The organism is Pseudoalteromonas sp. NJ631, from assembly GCF_000276645.1.
Taxonomy (GTDB): domain Bacteria; phylum Pseudomonadota; class Gammaproteobacteria; order Enterobacterales; family Alteromonadaceae; genus Pseudoalteromonas; species Pseudoalteromonas piscicida.
Window position 1 is genome coordinate 63,230 of the sequence record NZ_AKXJ01000015.1, and the last position, 19,451, is coordinate 82,680.

At 44.6% G+C, this 19,451-nt stretch carries 15 protein-coding genes; 8 read left to right on the forward strand and 7 right to left on the reverse strand.

Annotated elements, in window-relative coordinates:
- Positions 1-146 precede the first annotated feature (146 nt).
- Positions 147-1,889, forward strand: coding sequence for a gamma-glutamyltransferase (gene ggt / locus A587_RS0119600; protein ID WP_017218969.1), 1,743 nt, complete (start codon positions 147-149; stop codon positions 1,887-1,889).
- A 181-nt stretch (positions 1,890-2,070) separates the two neighbouring features.
- Here the strand turns inward: ggt and A587_RS0119605 are convergent, their stop codons facing one another.
- Together A587_RS0119605 and A587_RS0119610 are read right to left on the reverse strand one after the other, a co-directional pair.
- Positions 2,071-2,544, reverse strand: a complete 474-nt coding sequence (locus A587_RS0119605; protein WP_017218970.1) for a hypothetical protein — start codon at positions 2,542-2,544, stop codon at positions 2,071-2,073.
- A 6-nt stretch (positions 2,545-2,550) separates the two neighbouring features.
- Entirely contained in the window at positions 2,551-3,705 is a 1,155-nt protein-coding gene (locus tag A587_RS0119610) for a PepSY-associated TM helix domain-containing protein (RefSeq protein ID WP_017218971.1), read from the reverse strand.
- A gap of 318 nt (positions 3,706-4,023) precedes the next feature.
- Between A587_RS0119610 and A587_RS0119615 the strand changes: the two genes are divergently transcribed.
- From A587_RS0119615 to A587_RS0119625, 3 genes are all read left to right on the forward strand, one after another.
- A complete protein-coding gene (locus A587_RS0119615) occupies positions 4,024-6,159 on the forward strand; it encodes a TonB-dependent siderophore receptor (protein ID WP_442852600.1) in 2,136 nt (711 codons plus the stop codon).
- A gap of 109 nt (positions 6,160-6,268) precedes the next feature.
- Positions 6,269-6,850, forward strand: a complete 582-nt coding sequence (locus A587_RS0119620; RefSeq protein WP_017218973.1) for a hypothetical protein — start codon at positions 6,269-6,271, stop codon at positions 6,848-6,850.
- 14 nt (positions 6,851-6,864) lie between these two features.
- Entirely contained in the window at positions 6,865-7,401 is a 537-nt protein-coding gene (locus tag A587_RS0119625) for a hypothetical protein (RefSeq protein WP_017218974.1), read from the forward strand.
- A 252-nt stretch (positions 7,402-7,653) separates the two neighbouring features.
- On the opposite strand, the gene A587_RS24240 is transcribed toward A587_RS0119625, so the two are convergent.
- The 3 genes from A587_RS24240 to A587_RS0119640 form a co-directional block, all read right to left on the reverse strand.
- Positions 7,654-8,625 carry a metallophosphoesterase family protein gene (locus A587_RS24240; RefSeq protein WP_017218975.1) on the reverse strand — a complete coding sequence of 324 codons (972 nt, stop codon included), beginning with the start codon at positions 8,623-8,625 and terminating at the stop codon, positions 7,654-7,656.
- A 576-nt stretch (positions 8,626-9,201) separates the two neighbouring features.
- Entirely contained in the window at positions 9,202-11,190 is a 1,989-nt protein-coding gene (locus A587_RS0119635) for a hypothetical protein (RefSeq protein ID WP_017218977.1), read from the reverse strand.
- 50 nt (positions 11,191-11,240) lie between these two features.
- Entirely contained in the window at positions 11,241-12,842 is a 1,602-nt protein-coding gene (locus A587_RS0119640) for a hypothetical protein (RefSeq protein ID WP_017218978.1), read from the reverse strand.
- A 368-nt stretch (positions 12,843-13,210) separates the two neighbouring features.
- Here A587_RS0119640 and A587_RS0119645 point away from each other — a divergent pair, with 368 nt between their 5' ends.
- On the forward strand, positions 13,211-13,681 hold the full coding sequence (locus A587_RS0119645) for a hypothetical protein (RefSeq protein WP_017218979.1): 471 nt from the start codon (positions 13,211-13,213) through the stop codon (positions 13,679-13,681).
- Between the two features lie 45 nt (positions 13,682-13,726).
- On the opposite strand, the gene A587_RS0119650 is transcribed toward A587_RS0119645, so the two are convergent.
- A complete protein-coding gene (locus A587_RS0119650; protein ID WP_017218980.1) occupies positions 13,727-15,337 on the reverse strand; it encodes a tetratricopeptide repeat protein in 1,611 nt (536 codons plus the stop codon).
- A gap of 250 nt (positions 15,338-15,587) precedes the next feature.
- Between A587_RS0119650 and A587_RS0119655 the strand changes: the two genes are divergently transcribed.
- On the forward strand, positions 15,588-16,319 hold the full coding sequence (locus A587_RS0119655; RefSeq protein WP_017218981.1) for an Ig-like domain-containing protein: 732 nt from the start codon (positions 15,588-15,590) through the stop codon (positions 16,317-16,319).
- A gap of 45 nt (positions 16,320-16,364) precedes the next feature.
- Here A587_RS0119655 and A587_RS0119660 read toward each other — a convergent pair whose 3' ends face one another.
- Entirely contained in the window at positions 16,365-17,255 is an 891-nt protein-coding gene (locus A587_RS0119660) for a DMT family transporter (RefSeq protein ID WP_017218982.1), read from the reverse strand.
- 177 nt (positions 17,256-17,432) lie between these two features.
- Here A587_RS0119660 and A587_RS0119665 point away from each other — a divergent pair, with 177 nt between their 5' ends.
- Entirely contained in the window at positions 17,433-18,380 is a 948-nt protein-coding gene (locus A587_RS0119665) for a homoserine O-succinyltransferase (protein ID WP_017218983.1), read from the forward strand.
- Positions 18,370-19,449, forward strand: coding sequence for a homocysteine S-methyltransferase family protein (locus A587_RS0119670; protein WP_017218984.1), 1,080 nt, complete (start codon positions 18,370-18,372; stop codon positions 19,447-19,449). The genes A587_RS0119665 and A587_RS0119670 overlap by 11 nt, the downstream gene beginning before the upstream one ends.
- Positions 19,450-19,451: the final 2 nt, after the last annotated feature.

Here is a 19,451-nt window from a genome sequence, read left to right on the forward strand (position 1 = left end):
CGACGACAAGCTGCTTTTTAGCCTTGAGTGCAGCAACTATGGTGTAACGTACATTTGCACTGCCAGTCGCCCAACGCATCGATATTGTTTGGTCTTTTTATTCATGCAACACTGCAACATGAGAATAATTAAAAAGCGGGATGAAGATGCGTAAATTAACAGCCTTGGTGTGGTCTTGCTCTGTTTCCTTGTGTGTGGGTGTTGCGTTTGGTAACACGGCGCAAGCTGACGAGTCACCAATATTTAGTTCTAAAGCCACAGCACAGCCAATATGGGCTGAACACGGCATGGTATCTAGCCAAGAGGCACTTGCCAGTCAGGTTGGTGTAGAGATTTTAAAGCAAGGTGGCAATGCTGTTGATGCAGCTGTCGCAGTAGGTTTTAGCCTTGCTGTGACTTTGCCAAGAGCCGGAAATATTGGCGGCGGCGGCTTTATGCTAGTGCATCTGGCAAAAGAAAATAAAACCATTGCGATTGATTATCGCGAAATGGCGCCGAGCCGTGCGCATAAAGATATTTTTATTGATGAAAACGGCGAGGTAAACCCAAAGCTAAGCCTTCAGCACGGCCTTGCGGTGGGTGTTCCCGGAACTGTTATGGGGATGGAGTTAGCACTCGAAAAATACGGCACCATGACACTTAGGCAAGTTATTCAGCCTGCAATTAAATTAGCGCGTGATGGCATTAAAGTGACCTCTGATTTAGCTAATTCGCTTTCTCATAATTACATCAAAGAACGAATGCTTAGTGTACCGGCGTCTAAGGCTGTGTTTTATAAAAAAGATGGTAGCAGCTACAAGCCAAATGAATGGCTGGTGCAGGCTGACTTGGCTCACTCTTTGGAACTTGTTGCCGAAAAAGGCAGCGCGGGCTTTTATCAGGGCGAGACAGCAAAGAAAATTGTTGCTGCGGTAGAAGCAGCTGGTGGCATTATGTCGCTGGATGACTTAAAAGGCTATAAAGCGGTCGAGCGTGAGCCGGTAAAAGGTACATATCGCGGCTACGACATCGTTTCTATGCCGCCTCCTTCATCTGGAGGTGTGCATATCATCGAGATGCTGAATATGCTGGAGCAATACCCGATTGGTGAGCTTGGGCATAATAGCGCTGCTACCGTCCATTTAATGGCTGAGGTCATGAAACGTGCGTATGCTGACCGCAGTGAATATTTGGGAGACCCTGATTTCTACGACGTACCCGTTAAAGCATTGATGGATAAGCACTATGCAAAGCAGCGCAGTAAACAAATAAATGCAGACAAAGCGACGCCAAGCCGCGAGATTAAGCCCGGTAAATTATTACCTTATGAGAGTAACCAGACCACGCATTATTCTGTGGTAGATAAGTGGGGCAATGCGGTGAGTAACACTTACACGCTTAACTTTAGCTATGGATCAGGTATTGTCGCGGCTGGCACTGGCATTCTACTTAACAACGAAATGGATGATTTCTCGGCAAAGCCCGGCACACCAAATGGTTTTGGTTTGGTTGGTGGAGAAGCTAACGCTGTTGAAGGCAAGAAGCGCCCGCTGAGCTCGATGACACCGACGATTGTAATGAAAGAGGGTAAACCCTTTTTGGTAACGGGTAGCCCGGGTGGCTCACGTATTATCACCACCACGCTACAAATCATTATGAATGTTATTGATCATGGCTTGAACATCGCTGAAGCAACCGTGGCTCCGCGTATTCACCACCAATGGTTACCAGATGAAATTCGTATTGAACGTAGCTTAAATGTGGATACTCGACGTCTACTAGAAAACAAAGGGCACACACTTTCGGAGCAGAATGCGATGGGCTCAACCCAGTCAATCATGCTTACCGATAAAGGTCTATTTGGCTCCTCAGATCCAAGGCGTGCAGATAGCGCTGCGGTGGGGTACTAATACCAATTGAATTAATTCTCTAATCAATTTGAAGGGTGAAATAGCAAAATTTTTGCCTTGCTACTAAAGCTATTTCCCCGCTTCAAGATAGATCATTTACTTAATACAACTGGTATAATATCCTGATTTCCATTGAGTCTTAAGTGTAATTTAAATCGAGTAGGGGCGAGATGCCCCTTTCCTATGTACTTTCTTTGATTAAATACTCTGGCAGTGGCCAATTCATGATGACGACTTCGCCTTGCCAAGTTTCAATCGTCAGCCAAACCCTGTCGTCTTTTGATAATGTTTTCTTTGCTAAAGCATGTACGTGTTGACCGTGTTTTGTGCCGTGAAGGATCCCGAGCTCATGCTCCATAAGCTGTGCAAGTGGCATCGCGTTGGGGCCGATATTGAGATAGCCTTGGCGCACAGAATCAACATCGCCTTTATTAAATAGCAATAAGAAGTCTTTGACGTATAAGTTATCGTGGATGTATGGCGGCTTTTCGTCAAAAGGCATTGGTGTAATGCTGTACTTTCCAAGTGTTTGCTCCGCCAATGGTGCGGGAAACTCTGGATGTAATGATTGATAATAAAACCAAGCTGGCAACACCAGTAATAGGGCATTTAACCAATATTTATTGTGTTGTATAAAGCGTTTGACTGCATTCATGGCGATTTACCCTTGTTGTGCTTTTAGTTGTCTTGCATTGCTCCGTTCTTGGCTACGCGCGCGTTTGGTCCGAAGCTGATACATGATAAATCCGGTAACTGACATCCCGGATAAAATACAGCCAAAAATAAACCAGATGATTTTGGTCCAGATCCCTCCAATTGTGCCGTAGTGCAGTGGATCTGTGATGTGCATAACCGTTTGTAAGCCTGTCATTGAATCAGGGTTTGCATGATGAACGACTGTATCATTCCAAGTGTTGTAGGCAATATTAATGCTGTAATCGTCATAGAGTACGTAGTTGTTTGCGCCACTGATTTTGAGCGTATCGCGGTTATGCTCAGGTAGCATAATGTAACTTGGACGAAAGTCAGTGTACTGTTGTTGGATTTCAGCGAGCGCTAGGTCAACACTGGTTTCCACTGCATTCGCGTTTATTGTTGAGTTGGGTATATCCGCTGCATTTAATGTTTCATGATGTTCGAGTTCAACACCAGCATGCCACAGCACAGCTTGCGTTAAATACCACAGTCCGGTGAGGCTCATTACGGCCATAAACCAAAGCGACCATACTCCACTGAGTTTATGAATGTCAGCGGCAAGGGTACGGCCACCTTGTGACTTACGCAGCTTAAACTGAAAAAACGCTAACCAAAACTTTTTGTATACCACCAGAGCTGTGATCAACGCGCCCAATAGGATCAGTGACATAAACGCCACTAAATAGTAACCAACACTGTAGCCATTTTGCCATGGAAATAGCAGCCAGCCATGTAGTGAACGCATAAAGTTAATAAACGTATTGCCGTCATTTATTTCCTGAACAGCCCCTGTGTACTGGTTTACGTATGCAAGCGCATAGGGTTTGTCGACGTCGGTAAACATCACCACATAGGTCAAATAGGGCTCTCTCACATTGAGCCCCATGACATCTGCACTTGGGTGCTCATCCTTAAACGCGCGTAACACTGAGCCCGCTGACATCTCACTTACCTGACTGGGGTTATGTGCCCGAGAATCAGGGTTGGTAAGCCATGTAAGTTCATGGCTGAAAACGGAAATGGTACCTGTGATACAAATAAAGCAAAACAGTAGCCATATTGGCAGTGAAAACCAACCATGCAACTGAAACCAAAACTTGTTGCTTATTTTCTTTGCCATTGTGTGTTCCTAGTTTTTTGAATGACGGCGACAAATTAAAGCTAAGGGAGTATTTGCGCAAAAATGTAAATAAAGTATATCTTTTTAAAAGTGTAAATAGCAATTATATTCATTTGGATGTGCGTTAAATGGCATGTTTTATTCGTTTAGCGGTTTATACTACTTGTTTTCTTTATAGGAAAGTTGTTTTAAATTAGTTGGTTACTGTTTATGGGAACGTTCCTTAAATCGGGTTCGAAACTGGTTGTAATTCACCTTAATGTTATTGCTAATGGTTATCATCTGCATTATTATCGTTTCAATTTTTACAATATTAGGATGAACCCAGTGAACACTCTGCCTCTCAAAACGCTCTCATTTGCTGTTATGGCAGCGCTCGGCACGTCAGCATTACAGGTGCAAGCAGCACAGCAAGATAATGAAGAAATTGAAAAAATAGTTGTGACGGGAAAATACACCGTCAATGAAGTGATAGACACCGCAACTGGCCTAGGGTTATCTCTTCTTGAGACGCCGCAATCTGTTAGCGTTATTACCGCTGCACGGATCAAAGAGCAAAAGCTCGATACGTTGACCGACACCGTATTAAATGCGATTGGGGTGTCAGCGAAAGAAGTTGATAATGTTCGTAATACGTTGCAGTCACGTGGCTTTGACATTACCAATTATCAAATTGACGGCGTTCCTTTGTCATGGAGTTTGGCGGGTGATTCAGGTGAAACCATCGCGGATGTTGCGATATATGAGCGCGTGGAGTTTGTGCGTGGTGCAACGGGGTTATTAACCGGCGCGGGCGATCCTTCAGCTTCTATTAACCTAGTACGCAAACATGCAAATAGCACCGACCTCACAGGTTTTGCTAGTGTCTCTTTGGGGAGCTGGAACAATAAAGAAGTGATGGTGGACGTTGCCAATGGATTAACTAACGATGGCAGTGTGCGTGGACGTGTGGTGGCGAAGTATGAAGAAGGTGACTCGTATTTAGATCTCTTTTCTGACGAAAGTACCGTGCTTTATGGGGTACTAGAAGCGGATTTAAGCACGCATTCGACGATCCGCGTTGGTGCTAGCTATCAGCGTAACGACCCTACCAGTCCAACTTGGGGGGCATTACCTACTTTCTTTACCGATGGAAGTAAAACAGACTGGGAAGTTGAAAAAACCACGGCTGCAAATTGGACAGAGTGGCAAACTACTGGCACCAATGCTTTTGTGAACTTTAGTCACAACTTTGCAAATGGCTGGGAACTGGTTGCTAATTACAACAAGTTGAAATACGAGCAAGATACAGAGCTGCTCTATTTATTCGGCACGTTGGATAAAACAACGGGTGAGGGCTTAGCGTCTTGGCCTTATAAAAGTACAGGTGAAAGTAACCAAGACAGCTTTGATATCCAGCTTAAAGGTTTTTATCAACTCGCCAGTCGTGAGCATGATTTCGTAACTGGCGCGCTTTACAGTGAGCAGAGTGCCGATACCCTCATTTTCGCTGCGCTCGATAATGCCTTTTTGCCAGTTGGCAATTTTTACGAGTGGGACGGCAATTTCCCTGAGCCGACGTGGGGCACAGAAACCTCAGTTGCTCAAGATATGGATACCGAGCAAAAGGGGTTTTACGCCGCAACAAGGCTAAATCTTAGCGATGAGCTTAAAGTAATAGCGGGTAGTCGTTTGTCGAGTTGGCAGCGCGAAGGCGAAAGCTATGGCGTCATCACTGATTTTGGCGACAATGGTGTATTTATACCTTACGCTGGCGCCTTGTACGACTTGTCGACAACACAGCGAGTGTATGCAAGTTACACAGAAATATTCCAGCCGCAAAATGCCCAAGACCGTAACGGTGACTTCCTTGATCCAATCAAAGGAAAATCATACGAAGTGGGGCTAAAAAGCACCTATTTAGATGATACGCTGCAAACAACATTGGCGATTTTCCAAATCGAACAAGATAACTTAGCTCAAGATGATGTTGGATACATAGTTCCAGGTTCGGTAAATACAGTCGCGCAATATGCTGCTGAAGGCACAACCAGTAAAGGCTTCGAATTTGAAGTGGTGGGTCAGTTAACTGACGGTTTTGATGTGCATTTGGGTTATTCACAATACAAAGCAGAAGATGCCAACGGCGTTGAAGTGAATACGGATAACCCAAGAAAGCAATTTAAGTTGTATACGACTTACCAATTTGTGAATGCTTTACCTGAGTTGACGATTGGTGGTGGCGTGAACTGGCAGGATGACACTTATTCAGTAACAGGCAACGATAGGCTAGAGCAAGATGCCTATGCACTGGTTAGCTTGATGGCAAACTACGTACTGGCAGACAATATGGCGCTACAACTCAACGTAGAAAACCTCTTCGATGAAAAGTACTACAGCCAAATAGGCTTCTTTGATCAGTACCGCTATGGTGCGCCGAGAAATTACAGCTTAAGTTTTAGCTATGATTTTTAGCAGACTGTAAACTAACAAAGCGTGGCTAGTGGGCCACGCTGTTGTTCATTGTTTATTTATTGCAAGAGCTGTACGCTTGGAGGCAATACAGTCAAAAAGGAATTTTGCAATGAATTTATCCCCTGCTTTTTTGGTCGCTGGCTTTATAGTAAATATGAGTACAGCGTCCGCCACACCGGACTATCAAAATGTGCTTAACCAGCTACCGCTGCCACCTAATGAACTTACCACTTTACTGCATGACCTAGCACTACATGGCCTTGAGCAGCACGCTATGGCTGAATTAATTAAGGGCTATAACCGATTACACAACAAACGGATAGAATGTGCCAACGTTGCGACTGTGTTGAAAAGGTCGCAATTGGACTCACTCAAAATGGATGTAGAGTACTACACCACTGTGCTTTTTTATGTTGATGGTTTGAACAAAAATCAGTGTGAATCTGCGGAGTTTGGCGCTTTTACAAGGACAGTCGCTATAAATTATGTGATGCATAAGAGCCCGAGGGAGCTTAAGCTGGTGAAAGCAATGAACGTGCTATCGTCTGGGCGTTACGCAAATTTTATTGAGTTTGAGGCTGAGTTTAACGCTTTACCTGAGGCCGTTAAAACGGCCGCGCTAAAAGCGGATTTTCTTCGAGATAACTTTAATTTGTTTCAAAGCTTGGAGCAAGTTCACGGACACGAGTGATAAAAGGAATATTTGTGAAACCCCTGCTATTAGTTTTGATATTGTTTGCGTTCGCGCCGCAAACTAACGCTGAAACAATGTCAGTAGATCTTACGCCGACTATTGAGTATCCAGTTGAACAATTAGCACCAGTTCAAAAGGCGCTGCTTCGTGAGCTGTTAAATAGCGTAACACAACTGGGTGATAAAAAAGCGGCTTGCGAAAATGCGCGTGTTATTACACCAAAACAATTACACAGTCTTAATATTACCCCGCAGCAGCGAGGTATCGTTTTATCTTATTTTTATATTCACCAAAAAAGAGAATGTGAAGCCGAAGAATATGGCGAGTTCGCCAGACTTGTTGCTGCGAATTTAGCGGTGCAAAAGCAGTCAGAAGTCTTAAGGTTCGTGAATGCGCTAAACACGGTAAGCTCCAGCGTTTATTTCGATTATGTTGAAACGGAGTTGGAGTTTAACCAGCTACCAGAAAGTGTTCGCAATAGAACCTACCAAGCCGAGTTTTTACAGCATCCGTTTAGTCTTATGCATACGCTAGAACAGTTCGAATGATTCGGCGTGATGTTCTTATTAAGTAAAATCTAAGCTGGCATAATACGGTTTAATAATTCGTATGCGGTACGTTTTGCGATATTCACATTGATCGCGAGCGTGCTATTACTCAGTGTTAACCACGTTTATGGTTTAGCAGTAGTGATGTTTATTTCAGGACTCGCGTTTGCTGCTACTCGCTTGGTATCAAAAACACGATGATACAAGGCGAGTAACTCAAGTTGTCAGTGATTAAGGATGTAAGAGTCGCGCTTACTTCGTGCGACATACCGCTTGTTTATCTGTAGTTTCGCTGCTGCAGGTTAGAAAAGCGGCACCACTTTCATCCAAAAACTCCCCTTGCCACGCGCCATCTTTGCCAAGCTTGATGGATAAAAAGCCGAACTTACCTTGCTCGTTAACGATTGCGTTTTGGCTATCAAGTGCATAATCAAATTCACTAAAGGCATTGGTATCACTGAGGCTGACGCCGCTATTGCCGACAACGATTTGTGGAGGGCGTGCGGTACTGGCAGCAAAGGTTGAAGACTGATAAATATGCATATGTCCTGCGAGTGATAAAGTTACGTGAGCAGGCAACTTACCTTGTCTGGTGCTCTTCAGCGCGGTTTGCAACATCACATTTAGTGTGTCTTTGGTTGTTGGGTCTTCAACGCCCCAAATGGGTCTGTGGCTCATAATCCACATGGGTTTGGCTTTGAGCAGTTCGCTTCTGACATTAAGTCGTTGATATTGCTGTTGGTAGACTTTTGTCAGGCCATTATCAGCACTGGCATCACAGGCATTGGCGCTATCCATTACCCACACACTGAGCGGTTTTAAGTTGATGGTATAGGAGTTTTGCACAATGATATGGGCACTTGCAGATTGTGGCGGTTGATTATAATCCCCTTGAGATGGACATTGCTGTTGGTCAATGGCATCAGGAAGATTGGCTCCCGGGCCAAAAAAGTAAAACCAGCCAATTCCTGCGCGGCTACAAAGTTCATGATTGCCTCGCGCAAAAATCCATGGTGCGGTTGCTGAAAGATCCGTTGTTGCGGCAAAAAAGTCGGCTTGCCAGTTGCTCCATGTATCTGGTCTTGGGCTATTTAACGCGTTTTGACTGTAGTAGGTATCGTTAAGACCGCAGCTAGTACCACCATATCCACCATCGCCTGCGTCATAAGCATAGGTATCACCGGAAATCGCACCACCCGTGCCTCGGTAGTTGAAATCCCCCATATGGAGCAACAATTGTGGTTGTTGCTTTGCCCCTGCTTTGCCCCTTGCTCTGCGAGGGTTTTAAACGGCTCGGCAGCAGTGTTGTTTTCGCAAACGGATGACTTACAGCCAGTGTCGCCAAAAACCGCAATTTTATTCGGATCGAATGTCACGGGTGCTAACGAGAATTGGCTATCACTGACGGTATAAGCCGTGTTTGGGGAGATTTTTGCTTCACATACTGAAACCGGAAAGTGTGTTTGGTCTGGACGCATTGCTCGCAACTGCATCGGCATGGATTTTTTACCAAAGAGCAAGCTTGGGCATTGATTGGCGTCGCTGAGCACGCCGTCAACAACGACGCGCGCGTAGATATTTGGGGCTTCAGTAGTGGAAGGCGCAAACATTGAGTAAGCGCCTAATACTTTGGTATTCGCTTGTTGGACTGCAAACGTGCTGCTACAAGCAATTAAATTGAGCGTCGCAATGGCGATGATGATGCGCATGACTTCATTCCTTTTTGAACAGTTGAATGAAGTTTAATGCATTGTTAACTATTTGCGAGTCTTGAATACGAATATCCTTATTCATAGCTGATTATTGGTGTTTGCAGCGGTAGAAGCCGGTGACTGTGTCTTGGCTAAAGCGCGTGCCGTTAACATAGGTGTCTTGGTTGATTTTACCAAACTGCGCTAGGTTAAATTGCAATCGTGCAAGCATTTCAGCACTCGAGGCCTGTTCAAAGATTTCTGTTACTGGTGGATCGCCAACAAAGTTGGTATACCAAGGAAACCAAGAATTATCCTGCCCACTGACTGTTTGATTTGGATAATAATTCCCCCCTTGCCAACGGTCGAAGGTAAAATCTTCGAGGCTAAATAGGCCAAAACCTGGCTGTGTCATACAAGCATCAGCCGCCTGATACTCAGGGTAACCTGAGCTGGCAGCAAAATGATTACAAACATTATGTGGCAAATTACTGCTATTCGCCGCTTGATATTCCACCTTTCTAAACATCACTGGCTGTGCGGGACTTCCTGATGGGTAGACGATATTCGCCGCGACAGGTGAACCCCAGCGATAATGGTACATGGCCACAGCCAACCCTAAATCTTCCTTACTGGTGGCAACATTATCTGGATGAGTCCACACTCCACCCGGATCGGTTGGCGTTGCCCCATTTTTAAAAATAATCCCATATTGATTGTTTTCTAATTGATTCATTAGATTTGGCGTTGTGTTGTCAACTACCGTCGTTGGGATCATTGTGCTTGCGGCATTGGGAGTATAGGTGAGTGTTGGGTTATTTAACGCCTTCCAGCATAGCAAGCCATAACCATAGCCATTGGCTATCATCGGGCAGCCAGACATTGCTGATGCCGATTGATTGCTTTCATATGTATGTGTTGTTGAACGTGCCGAAACTTCGCCGGAGCTAACCAATATTCCCCAAGCATTGCGAGTAATGCGAATATCAGCAAACTCGGTGTCAGGAATAAATACCGTTGTGGCCGAAATAACCTGTAATTCTAAATCTAATTCTAGTAGAGAGGTGGCAACGAGGGCGTCTTCATGAAGCTTTGGATACTGCGTCATAATCGTTTGTTGTGATGGTTTAATCACAGCGTCTCTTGGTGATAATCCCAATAGATATAAGCGATCGTTATCAAGATAGCTTGCTAGTAAGCGTGATAGCTCAAGTTGTGCGATTGGACGCTTGGCTTGAATATTTGAGCGGGTATCCGTGAGGGTGAGGTCGGTATTTTGAAGCAGCAACCAATGCTTATCACTTAGGCCAACAACCTGAGTTTGGTTAAGTATGTGACGAGATACGCTATCAGCTTGGCGAGTGACGATTAAGCTATCGTCACTCAACGGATAACTAGACTGTGTGGTGTCATTGTGGTGATGACGCAGCGCCGGTGGCTGATATTGTCCGATTAAGGTGGTGAGTTCAATGCGAATAGCGTCGTGAGTACTTTGAATAAGCCAATTTCCGGTTTCATCTCGAACAAAAATAGCCGGACTATATTGGCCAGATTTATCCACGCTAAATGCTTGCCAAGTGGTATTACAGGCTTTGGCGCAGGAGGGGGAACTTCGAGTAAGGGATGACTTATCTTTTGTCAGAGATTCGTCATAGTTATCATTAAATACAAAGGGTAACTCAGCTTTACCCGACGCGAGTTGTAACGTGAACAGTAAACGCCGTTGATTGCCGCTGGCATAGAGTCTGTTTTCTTTTAGATAACCGAGCTGGAGTTGAGAGTAACTCTCTAACCTTTTCATGTTTCCAGCTTCACCTTGATAGCTGGGCTCATACGTCTCGCTATTGAATGGTGCGGTTTGCTCTAACTGGGGAAATTGCAGCGTTTGTTTGCAGGCATCTTCTGCGCATGTTTGTAAGGTGATCCTTTGGTCCTGATATTGAAAAGAATACCAAGGTGAAAGGGCTTGATAACCTTGTTGTCCTGCGTGAAATAAGAGCGGTAGGGTTGATGTATCGTAGTGCTCTGACTCTGCTGAGGCATGAACACTCAAAGACAAAGCCCAGCAGGTAAGCGTGGTGGCGATGAACTTATTCATAATCTTTCCTTATTGGAGTAGGGCAGCGCTTAGCCACCCTTAACAAAAACCTAGTGAATGATGCCTTGACGTTGGCCTGCATTAACGGGTTTGTTGAGCTGTACAGAGAGCCAGTTTTCAACGTCGCTACGTAACGATGCATCGCTATCAGGACCGGATTGTGACGAATAGAACCATAACCCTGTTGGTGCTGGAGCATTGACATTGCTGCCGCAGGTAAAGTGATTTGCCGCATACATCACCGCGCCTGAGCTACCATATTCGTAATGACTGTCCGAATAACCACCGTAGCCTCTGGCTTGCACCCGACCTTTCGAATCAAGGGTAAAGTGATACACCTCATTGGGTTGCAACAAGAAAGGGCTGACGTCGGACGAATCAAAGCGCGCGCGCATTGTGGTGGTAACACTGGCTTGATTACCTGAACGCGTGATCATGCCTGCCAAGTTGGTGATAAGCGCATCGGCCAATTGACCATCAAGTAAGCTGCCTGGGTTGCCATTGACGATTGCAGAAGTAATGCCAAGTGCGGCTTTGACAACTCCAATGGTGGAGTTTAAATTCCATGTGGTGTTGTATCCCATGGCTGCGCCACCGGCTTTATTAAACAAGATGACTTCAGGTGCAGCTCCTGGCAAATCGACCGAAAATTTTGCGCCGTCCGTTGCATGTGAGTTGGTCCCTTTTGACCAGATTTTTTTAGCTTGCCCGGTTACGTGGTAGCGAGCTGAATAAGTGCCTCTGACTTCTAAATTGCCCGAACAGGCATTGCTTTGATTACATGCAAATCCCCCAGTGTCTGCACACAACATTTTGACGTGGAACTCTGTCGAGTTATGGGCTGAGGTGTTGTCGAAACTGAGCGCTTTATTTTTTGACCAGCGTTTGCCCTTAGCTGAGTGGAAGGCGCCGTAGGCTGAGGTATTGACATAAGCATGGTGCTTTGAAAAACCACTACCATCGCTGGTGGATGTGCTCCAAGGCGTTTGGGTTGATGGGTAGTTAGTGACCACTTGGCCTGTGCTGGTTGAAGGGGTCACCATCTGACATGAGCATTGTGACTTAGGCCCGAAGATGGGTTTTTTAGTCAGCAATTCTTTTAATTCGGCAAGAATATCTGACGGTAGCGTCCTATCGTATTCAAGTACCGAGAGCCCTTTACGTTTCGGAGCTGCGTATTCCTTATGCCAAGTGCTGTAAAGCTGTGGTGCATTTAGCTCTAAATGTTGGCTGAGAGTTGGCACTTTTTGCTGTTGTGTCCATTTTTCGAATACCGTCGGTTTAAATTGAATAAGATATCGAGTAAAGAAAAAGTTGTCTTCAGGCGCTTGCTCGGTAAAAGCATTTTCCCATGCTGATAATACATTTTGATCTAATGCTTTTGCTTGGCTTAGCATCTCCCCATCTCGATAGTCGCGGATCAAGCTATCGACATAGCGGTCTAATTCATATTCTTCGTCGTTGTCGGAGATATATTCAAGCAAGGAAACACGGTCTTGAGACCAGTTTGAAATGGCTTGCCACGCTTCTGGGCTTACTTGAGAGGGTGCCATTTCTCCATATTCTTCTGCGGCTTGTAGCGAAATACTACCCAGCAACAAAGTGCTGGTAACTAGGCTGACTAATTTGGGGGGGAAATTTCTCTGTTTCATTTTTCTATTCCTTCATCGTTGTGCTGAGTCAACATGCCTCATGCATTGTTAACTTGCCTTGTGATGTTGGAAACTTTTTCAGCGATTGAATAGGAGGTTGTAGGGCCAGTTAGGGTCAACTTGGGTAAAACCTTTGGTATTAAGCGGACGCATTAGGCTAGGTAAGTTTTGATATCAAATGGTGATAAATAAAAACTTAAATATCAAAGTTTTGCATATACTTTTACCCGAATTTACCCAATTGCCCCGTAACTTTTGCTGCAATCAATATTCGCTTGAGGCAGGATTTTGCTATCGCCGTTATTGGAGTCTCAACGTGAGTACATACGCAATCTAATAACGGTGTCATAACCAATAAGGAGACAGTTATGAGACGAGTAATAGTATTGGGAGCAACTTTGATTGCGAGCTTTGTACAAGCCCATAGCCCAGAAATGATAGCGCAGATCGAAGTTGCTGATGGGGCGAAATGTCCAAAGAGGCAAACGATCCTATTAGGTAAAATGACATTAACCGCTGGGACCTTTAAATATTTACACAGTGAAGGAAGTAATGTTTGCACAAGTCCCAAGCAAAGTATTTCTGGTCGCATTACACCACAACTAGATTGTGGCCAGTTTGATGATTGGCGGCTTGCTTATGATATGGGTAATAAAATGTGTCAATCTCTACATCAAAATATGAAAGGCTTTAGTAATAGCTTAAAGCCTGATATGACAGTGTATCCACGCTTCGAAGGACCTTTTGAATTCAAAGGAGACCGCCATCACCAAGAGTATGAGGCCGGTATGGGCGTGACCTTAGCATGCTATTTATGTGAGACTGCGACGGTTAACTAGGGACTATTAATACCAGAAGGGGCGAAAGCCCCTTTGTTGTAGACATCAAGCAGCGTTGTAGCACGCTAAGATTTGTTCCAGTTGTGCAACTTTTTCACAAAGAGGCGCGGTATCGAGATTAGCGTCTTCTTGGCATTGAGTGAGTACATATTGTGCCGTGGTAACAATATTTCGAATACGCGGCTTTTTGGGCAGCGTTTTGATATTAAGATAGCGTTCAAGAGTACGCACTCGTAAGCGACCATCATCGATATTCACTTTCCATACTTTGCTTTCTTCCGCTAATTCGACACGAGTTTTGCCACTATTTTGCTCCCAAAGTGCCAAAGTGAGCGTCATCACCTCAACCATCAATAGTCTTGCGGCTTGTTCGTCAATGCTCGTATGTTTACTGTGCAATCCATGAGTGCCGGTGCGGGCGGTATAGCGAATAACGCAGTAAGTAACCAGCACACCCGTTAAAAAAGCGACAAGCCCAATGAATATATGAGACAAAATACTTGTCTCTGTTTGGTACTTAGGCGCGGCCAAGACGTTAGCGCTTTGAAGGCGAAATTGATAAAGGTTTTCACTTTGAACACGACTACTTTTAAGCATGTCATTATAACGCTGTGCGGTCTCTACCGCTTCTTTATAAGCGTGTGTTTGTAGTTGGGACTGCAATAAGGCAATGTAAAATAATTCGGTAAGCTGACTATGTTGTTGATTATGTGCTTCAAGCCCCTGTTTAAGTAACGTTTGTGCAGTTAGGTTATCGCCCTCAAGCTGCTTGAGTTTGGCTTCAATAAGCAGTGCTCGCTGATCAACTTTACCGTGTTGAATTAGTTGCCGAGTGCGTTTGAATGAAGCAAGTTGCTGTTGTGCCTGAGCGATATGATTTTGAGCAATGGCAATTTCGGCCAATAATAAATAGGCTCGAGACAATTGAGTATAGGCACCGCTTTGTGTCAAAGGTTGAAGTAAATCTTCAATGATTTCAGTTGCCTTGTTGTAGTCGCGCTTTTTGTAAAATACCTCCGCGATGCTTAGCAAGGTGTGATTCGCTTTGACTTGGTCGCCAGCTTGCTGGTGGAGCGCATGGGCTTGACGAAACGAGAGAATTGCATCATCTAACTGATTAATATCCCTCGACACATTCCCTAAATTGTTAAGCGTGATCGCTTGCCTCTGCAGGTCATTGGTTGCTTTCGCTATTTGGTAGCTTTCTAAAAATAAAGTAAGGGCGGTATCTAGATCTCCGAGTGCCTGATAAGCATTAGCTAAATCGTTTGCTGATTTACCCAGGAGTTCGTTTTGTTGCAACTTAGCCGCAAGCGTTTGCGCTTCGTGGAAGCTCTTAAGCGCTTGAATATAATTGCGCTGGCGATAACGATTAATACCACTTTGTCTTAACACCTGAAAGCGTTGGAGTGTGGTTAACTTCCATGTTATCAACTCATCCAGTATTTGATTGCTGAGCTTTATGTCACCCACTCGACGATACAAGCTAACAAGCTCAAGGTGTGCATCAAAAGCTTGGGCACCGTTGGGTTCAAGCGTTTCAAGATGTTGCTTACAAGACAAAATTTGGCTTGTGAGGTTAGCATTATTAGCACTTGGGCATTCTGAACCATGCGCCGGTAACACAACGAGCAGTAAAGCTAAAAGCAAAGGCATAAATATTAGTCTAGATACATTGTTTTTACATATTAATATAGTGGTAACAAAAAGTCGTGTCTGCCTTTAACAAATCTCAGGTTGACTATTTTTTGTATTTTGTTGCTGTCTAGCTGCTGTTGTTTAATTTTGCCAGTACGACCAAGTCTCGATTTGTTAATATTGTTAGTTTAATGTGTTTTTGGTATGGTCTTGTTGCTAATTAAGGCCCAGCTGAAGAAGCTGGAAATCAATCCATAAGGAAATAAAAATGAAGTTAAATACAATGTGGCTAAAGTCACTTAGCGTCGGTGTCACGTTATTTGCACCATTAGTGAGTGCCGCTCCTCAGCTTGATAAAGCCATATTCGAGTACAATGCTGGATTAAACATTCAAGAGGAATTTAATATCTTTGCCGATGGCAACGTGACTGATCCTAATTATCCAAATAGTGACTTGCGTATTCAATTGGATAGTAGCAAAAGCTACGATCAAATTGGCTTTTATGACAAAACTTACACTACATACGGTCAGGCGGTTGCATACAACACATTAGACAGACGTTGGGTTAAATTTAAGGGTAAGGTGCTTTATTTTTCAGGCGAAGACAACGGTAACCAAAAGATAGATACGATTTCTTTTCGCATTGTTAATCCTGCTGGAGAAACATCGGAGTGGGGAGAGATCAGAGTTAGCTTAGACCAAGCGTTTGGTGGTAATTACGATGTGTATCCGAGTGATGACTCGGCACAAACCTTTGCTGGTCAATCTGTTGATGTGTACGTTAAAGATAACGATAGTGGCATACCATATTATTATGGTGTTGAGATTTTTAGCTCACCAGCTAACGGTACAGTATCTGTTAACAGTGACTATTCCATTACCTACACACCAAAAGCAGGGTTCATTGGCCAGGATTCGTTCCAATATCGCATTAAGGGTAACAACCTTTATGATATTACAAGCGCGCCAGCGACAGTTTCTGTTTCGGTAGCAAATTAACCCCAAACCCAGGCCAATATGCACACATATTAAGTGTGATATTGGCTATCCTTTTAGCAATAAAAATACCCCAGCCAAAGCAATTAGGCCTCCAAACATCATAGACTTAGTAATCGCTTCTCTGCGCAGTAGTCCAATCGTCATCACCATGAGCGGTGCCGTTGCAAAGATGGTTTGTGCGATAGCGGGATCAGTATGATTAACGGATATCAACTGTAGCCAAAGCCCAATAAAGGTGCCAAAAAACACTGCAACGAATAACCAGTTTTTACCGTCAATTTGTTTAAGTGTAAGTGCTTTAAACAGGCTTTGTGATCGCAAACAAACAACAATTAAGGCCACAAATAGGGTGCCGGATCCCAAGCGGATAAGTGCCGCCCACAAACTACTAATGCTTTCGTTATTTAGCGCACCTTTGGAAAGTACCATACCCGCAGCTTGGCAAATGGCAGCCGTGAGTGCAAAGCAGACTCCCAAAAGGTAATGTTTTTTGTCTAGCACTGGCTGGCTTCTACTTGGCTTAATCGCTAGCATCACGCCAACAGTCGTCACTGCAATGCCGACCCAAGCGGATGCGCTGAGATAAACACCAAGAAGTACAATGTTTAAGATCCCCGCGATGGCAGGTGCAAGACTTTCAATAACCAAAGTGCGAGCAGGACCTATATTTCTAAGTGCGGCAAAGTAGGCGCTGTCACCAATCGCTATACCCAGTACCCCACTGGCTATCAGCCAGCCCCAGCTCGAGAGTAAGGTCGGGTACATAGCATCACCTGCGATGATCAAACACAAGATCATCAAAGCAGAAGCGATGACGCCTTTGCTAACGTTCAACTCAAATGGACTAAGGTGATGGCTAAATCGTTTATATAGTATGGTCGAGCCAGCCCATACCCCAGCCGCCGCAATCGCTGCCGCTTCGCCAATACCAATCATAAATATCAAGTTTCATGTGTTTATTAATATGGTGGCAAGTATACATAAATTGAAATAGTCAGTGAGAGGTTAGGCATCAAATTATTATCACAAATGTTTAGACGTCCATACATCTAGAGGTTGAAATTTTCCAGTTTTTGTCCATAATAATGCCATTCGATTAGTCTGGAGCAGCGCATGCCAATCACCGTCACCGACGAACTCCCAGCCATTGCCCAATTGCGTCATGAAAATGTGTTCGTGATGCCACAAAGTCGTGCATCAACGCAAGAGATCCGCCCAATGCGGCTCGCGATATTAAACTTGATGCCGAATAAGGTGGAGACTGAGGTGCAATTTATCCGATTACTGGCAAATACCCCTTTGCAGGTGAATGTTGATTTGTTGCGACTAGACACCCACCGCAGCTCTGAAAACTCAGAGCAACACCTAGATATGTTTTACCGCTATTTTTCGGATGTGAAAGAGCAAAACTATGATGCTTTGATCGTCACAGGTGCGCCGCTGGCACATCTTGAATATGACGATGTGGTGTATTGGCAGGAATTACAGGCGTTTTTTGATTGGGCTGAGCACCATGTTACTTCAACCCTGTTCTCCTGTTGGGCCGCACATGCCGGTTTGTATCACCATTATGGGTTAAAGCGAGCGCTCAAAAATGACAAACTTTGCGGCGTATTTAAACACCACTGCTACTTTGACCACGGGGCGCTCACTCGTGGTTTTGATGATGAGTTTTTGGTGCCACACTCGCGCTATGGCCACATCGACATCGATAAAATTAACGCGTGTAAAGACCTAGTAGTATTAGCGGGCTCTGAAAAAGTGGGCGCTTACTTAATTAAAAATCACTCAGGTAGCCAAGTATATATCACCGGTCATCCTGAATACGACGCCGATACGCTACAAAAAGAATATCTTCGCGATTGTGAAAAAATGGCCAACGCACCGCAGCCTGAGAACTATTTTCCTGAGAATGACACCAACAAACGTCCATCTAAGACATGGCAAAGTCATGCATTCTTGTTATTCTCAAATTGGTTAAACTACTATGTTTACCAAACCACACCTTATGATATTAACTTAGTTAGCCAAGATGTAAGGACTAACAATTATGCCGAATAATGTAGCCGTAAACGGTGAGCAAATAGCAGAGCAGCTTAAGCAAGCGATGCAGCAACGTATTCTGATCTTAGATGGTGCAATGGGAACCATGATCCAAAAGCACAAATTAGAAGAGCAAGACTATCGCGGTGAGCGCTTTAAAGATTGGCATGTCCTTATCAAAGGCAACAACGATCTGCTAAGTTTGACGCAGCCTGAGATAATCAAACAGATCCATCGCGATTATCTAGCTGCTGGCGCGGATATCATTGAAACCAATACTTTTAATGCTACCACCATCTCGATGGAAGATTATGACATGGCAAGCCTAAGCCGAGAGATTAATCTTGAATCGGCGAAGCTTGCACGTGCAGTGTGTGATGAATTTACCGCCAAAGATCCTAGCAAGCCTCGCTATGTGGCAGGTGTGCTTGGTCCAACGTCAAAAACTTGTTCGATTTCTCCAGATGTAAACGACCCAGGCTTTCGCAATATCACTTTTGACAAGTTGGTTGCAGCTTATGTCGAATCAACGCTTGCTCTTATCGAGGGCGGTGCTCACCTTATTTTGATTGAAACTATTTTTGATACGCTCAATGCCAAAGCCGCCTCTTACGGTGTAGAAGAAGCGTTCGAGCAAGCGGGTGTCACTCTGCCTGTTATGATCTCGGGCACTATCACCGACGCTTCCGGTCGCACGCTGTCAGGGCAAACCACCGAGGCGTTTTATAACTCCATTCGCCATATTAAGCCAATCTCTATCGGCCTCAACTGCGCGCTAGGCCCAGACTTATTAAGACAATATGTAGAAGAGCTGTCACGGGTTTGTGAGACCTTTACCTCTGTGCATCCAAACGCAGGGCTTCCTAACGAGTTTGGTGAATACGACCTAGAAGCCGACGATATGGCAAAAGAGATTATTGATTGGGGTAACGAAGGGTTTATCAATATTGTTGGCGGCTGCTGTGGCACCACGCCTGAACATATTCGCGCCTTCGCGAGAGGACTTGCACGAACTCAGCCGCGCAGCTTGCCTGACATCGAAGTGCGGATGCGTTTGGCAGGTCTTGAAGCCTGTAACTTAAATTAGGA

Coding starts and splice junctions, on each gene's coding strand:
- A587_RS0119605 (WP_017218970.1), bottom strand. CDS start 2,544: ATGAATGCAGTCAAACGCTTTATACAACACAATAAATATTGGTTAAAT.
- A587_RS0119620 (WP_017218973.1), top strand. CDS start 6,269: ATGAATTTATCCCCTGCTTTTTTGGTCGCTGGCTTTATAGTAAATATG.
- A587_RS0119635 (WP_017218977.1), bottom strand. CDS start 11,190: ATGAATAAGTTCATCGCCACCACGCTTACCTGCTGGGCTTTGTCTTTG.
- A587_RS0119640 (WP_017218978.1), bottom strand. CDS start 12,842: ATGAAACAGAGAAATTTCCCCCCCAAATTAGTCAGCCTAGTTACCAGC.
- A587_RS0119645 (WP_017218979.1), top strand. CDS start 13,211: ATGAGACGAGTAATAGTATTGGGAGCAACTTTGATTGCGAGCTTTGTA.
- A587_RS0119615 (WP_442852600.1), top strand. CDS start 4,024: ATGAACCCAGTGAACACTCTGCCTCTCAAAACGCTCTCATTTGCTGTT.
- A587_RS0119670 (WP_017218984.1), top strand. CDS start 18,370: ATGCCGAATAATGTAGCCGTAAACGGTGAGCAAATAGCAGAGCAGCTT.
- ggt (WP_017218969.1), top strand. CDS start 147: ATGCGTAAATTAACAGCCTTGGTGTGGTCTTGCTCTGTTTCCTTGTGT.
- A587_RS0119655 (WP_017218981.1), top strand. CDS start 15,588: ATGAAGTTAAATACAATGTGGCTAAAGTCACTTAGCGTCGGTGTCACG.
- A587_RS0119650 (WP_017218980.1), bottom strand. CDS start 15,337: ATGCCTTTGCTTTTAGCTTTACTGCTCGTTGTGTTACCGGCGCATGGT.
- A587_RS24240 (WP_017218975.1), bottom strand. CDS start 8,625: ATGGGGGATTTCAACTACCGAGGCACGGGTGGTGCGATTTCCGGTGAT.
- A587_RS0119660 (WP_017218982.1), bottom strand. CDS start 17,255: ATGATTGGTATTGGCGAAGCGGCAGCGATTGCGGCGGCTGGGGTATGG.
- A587_RS0119610 (WP_017218971.1), bottom strand. CDS start 3,705: ATGGCAAAGAAAATAAGCAACAAGTTTTGGTTTCAGTTGCATGGTTGG.
- A587_RS0119665 (WP_017218983.1), top strand. CDS start 17,433: ATGCCAATCACCGTCACCGACGAACTCCCAGCCATTGCCCAATTGCGT.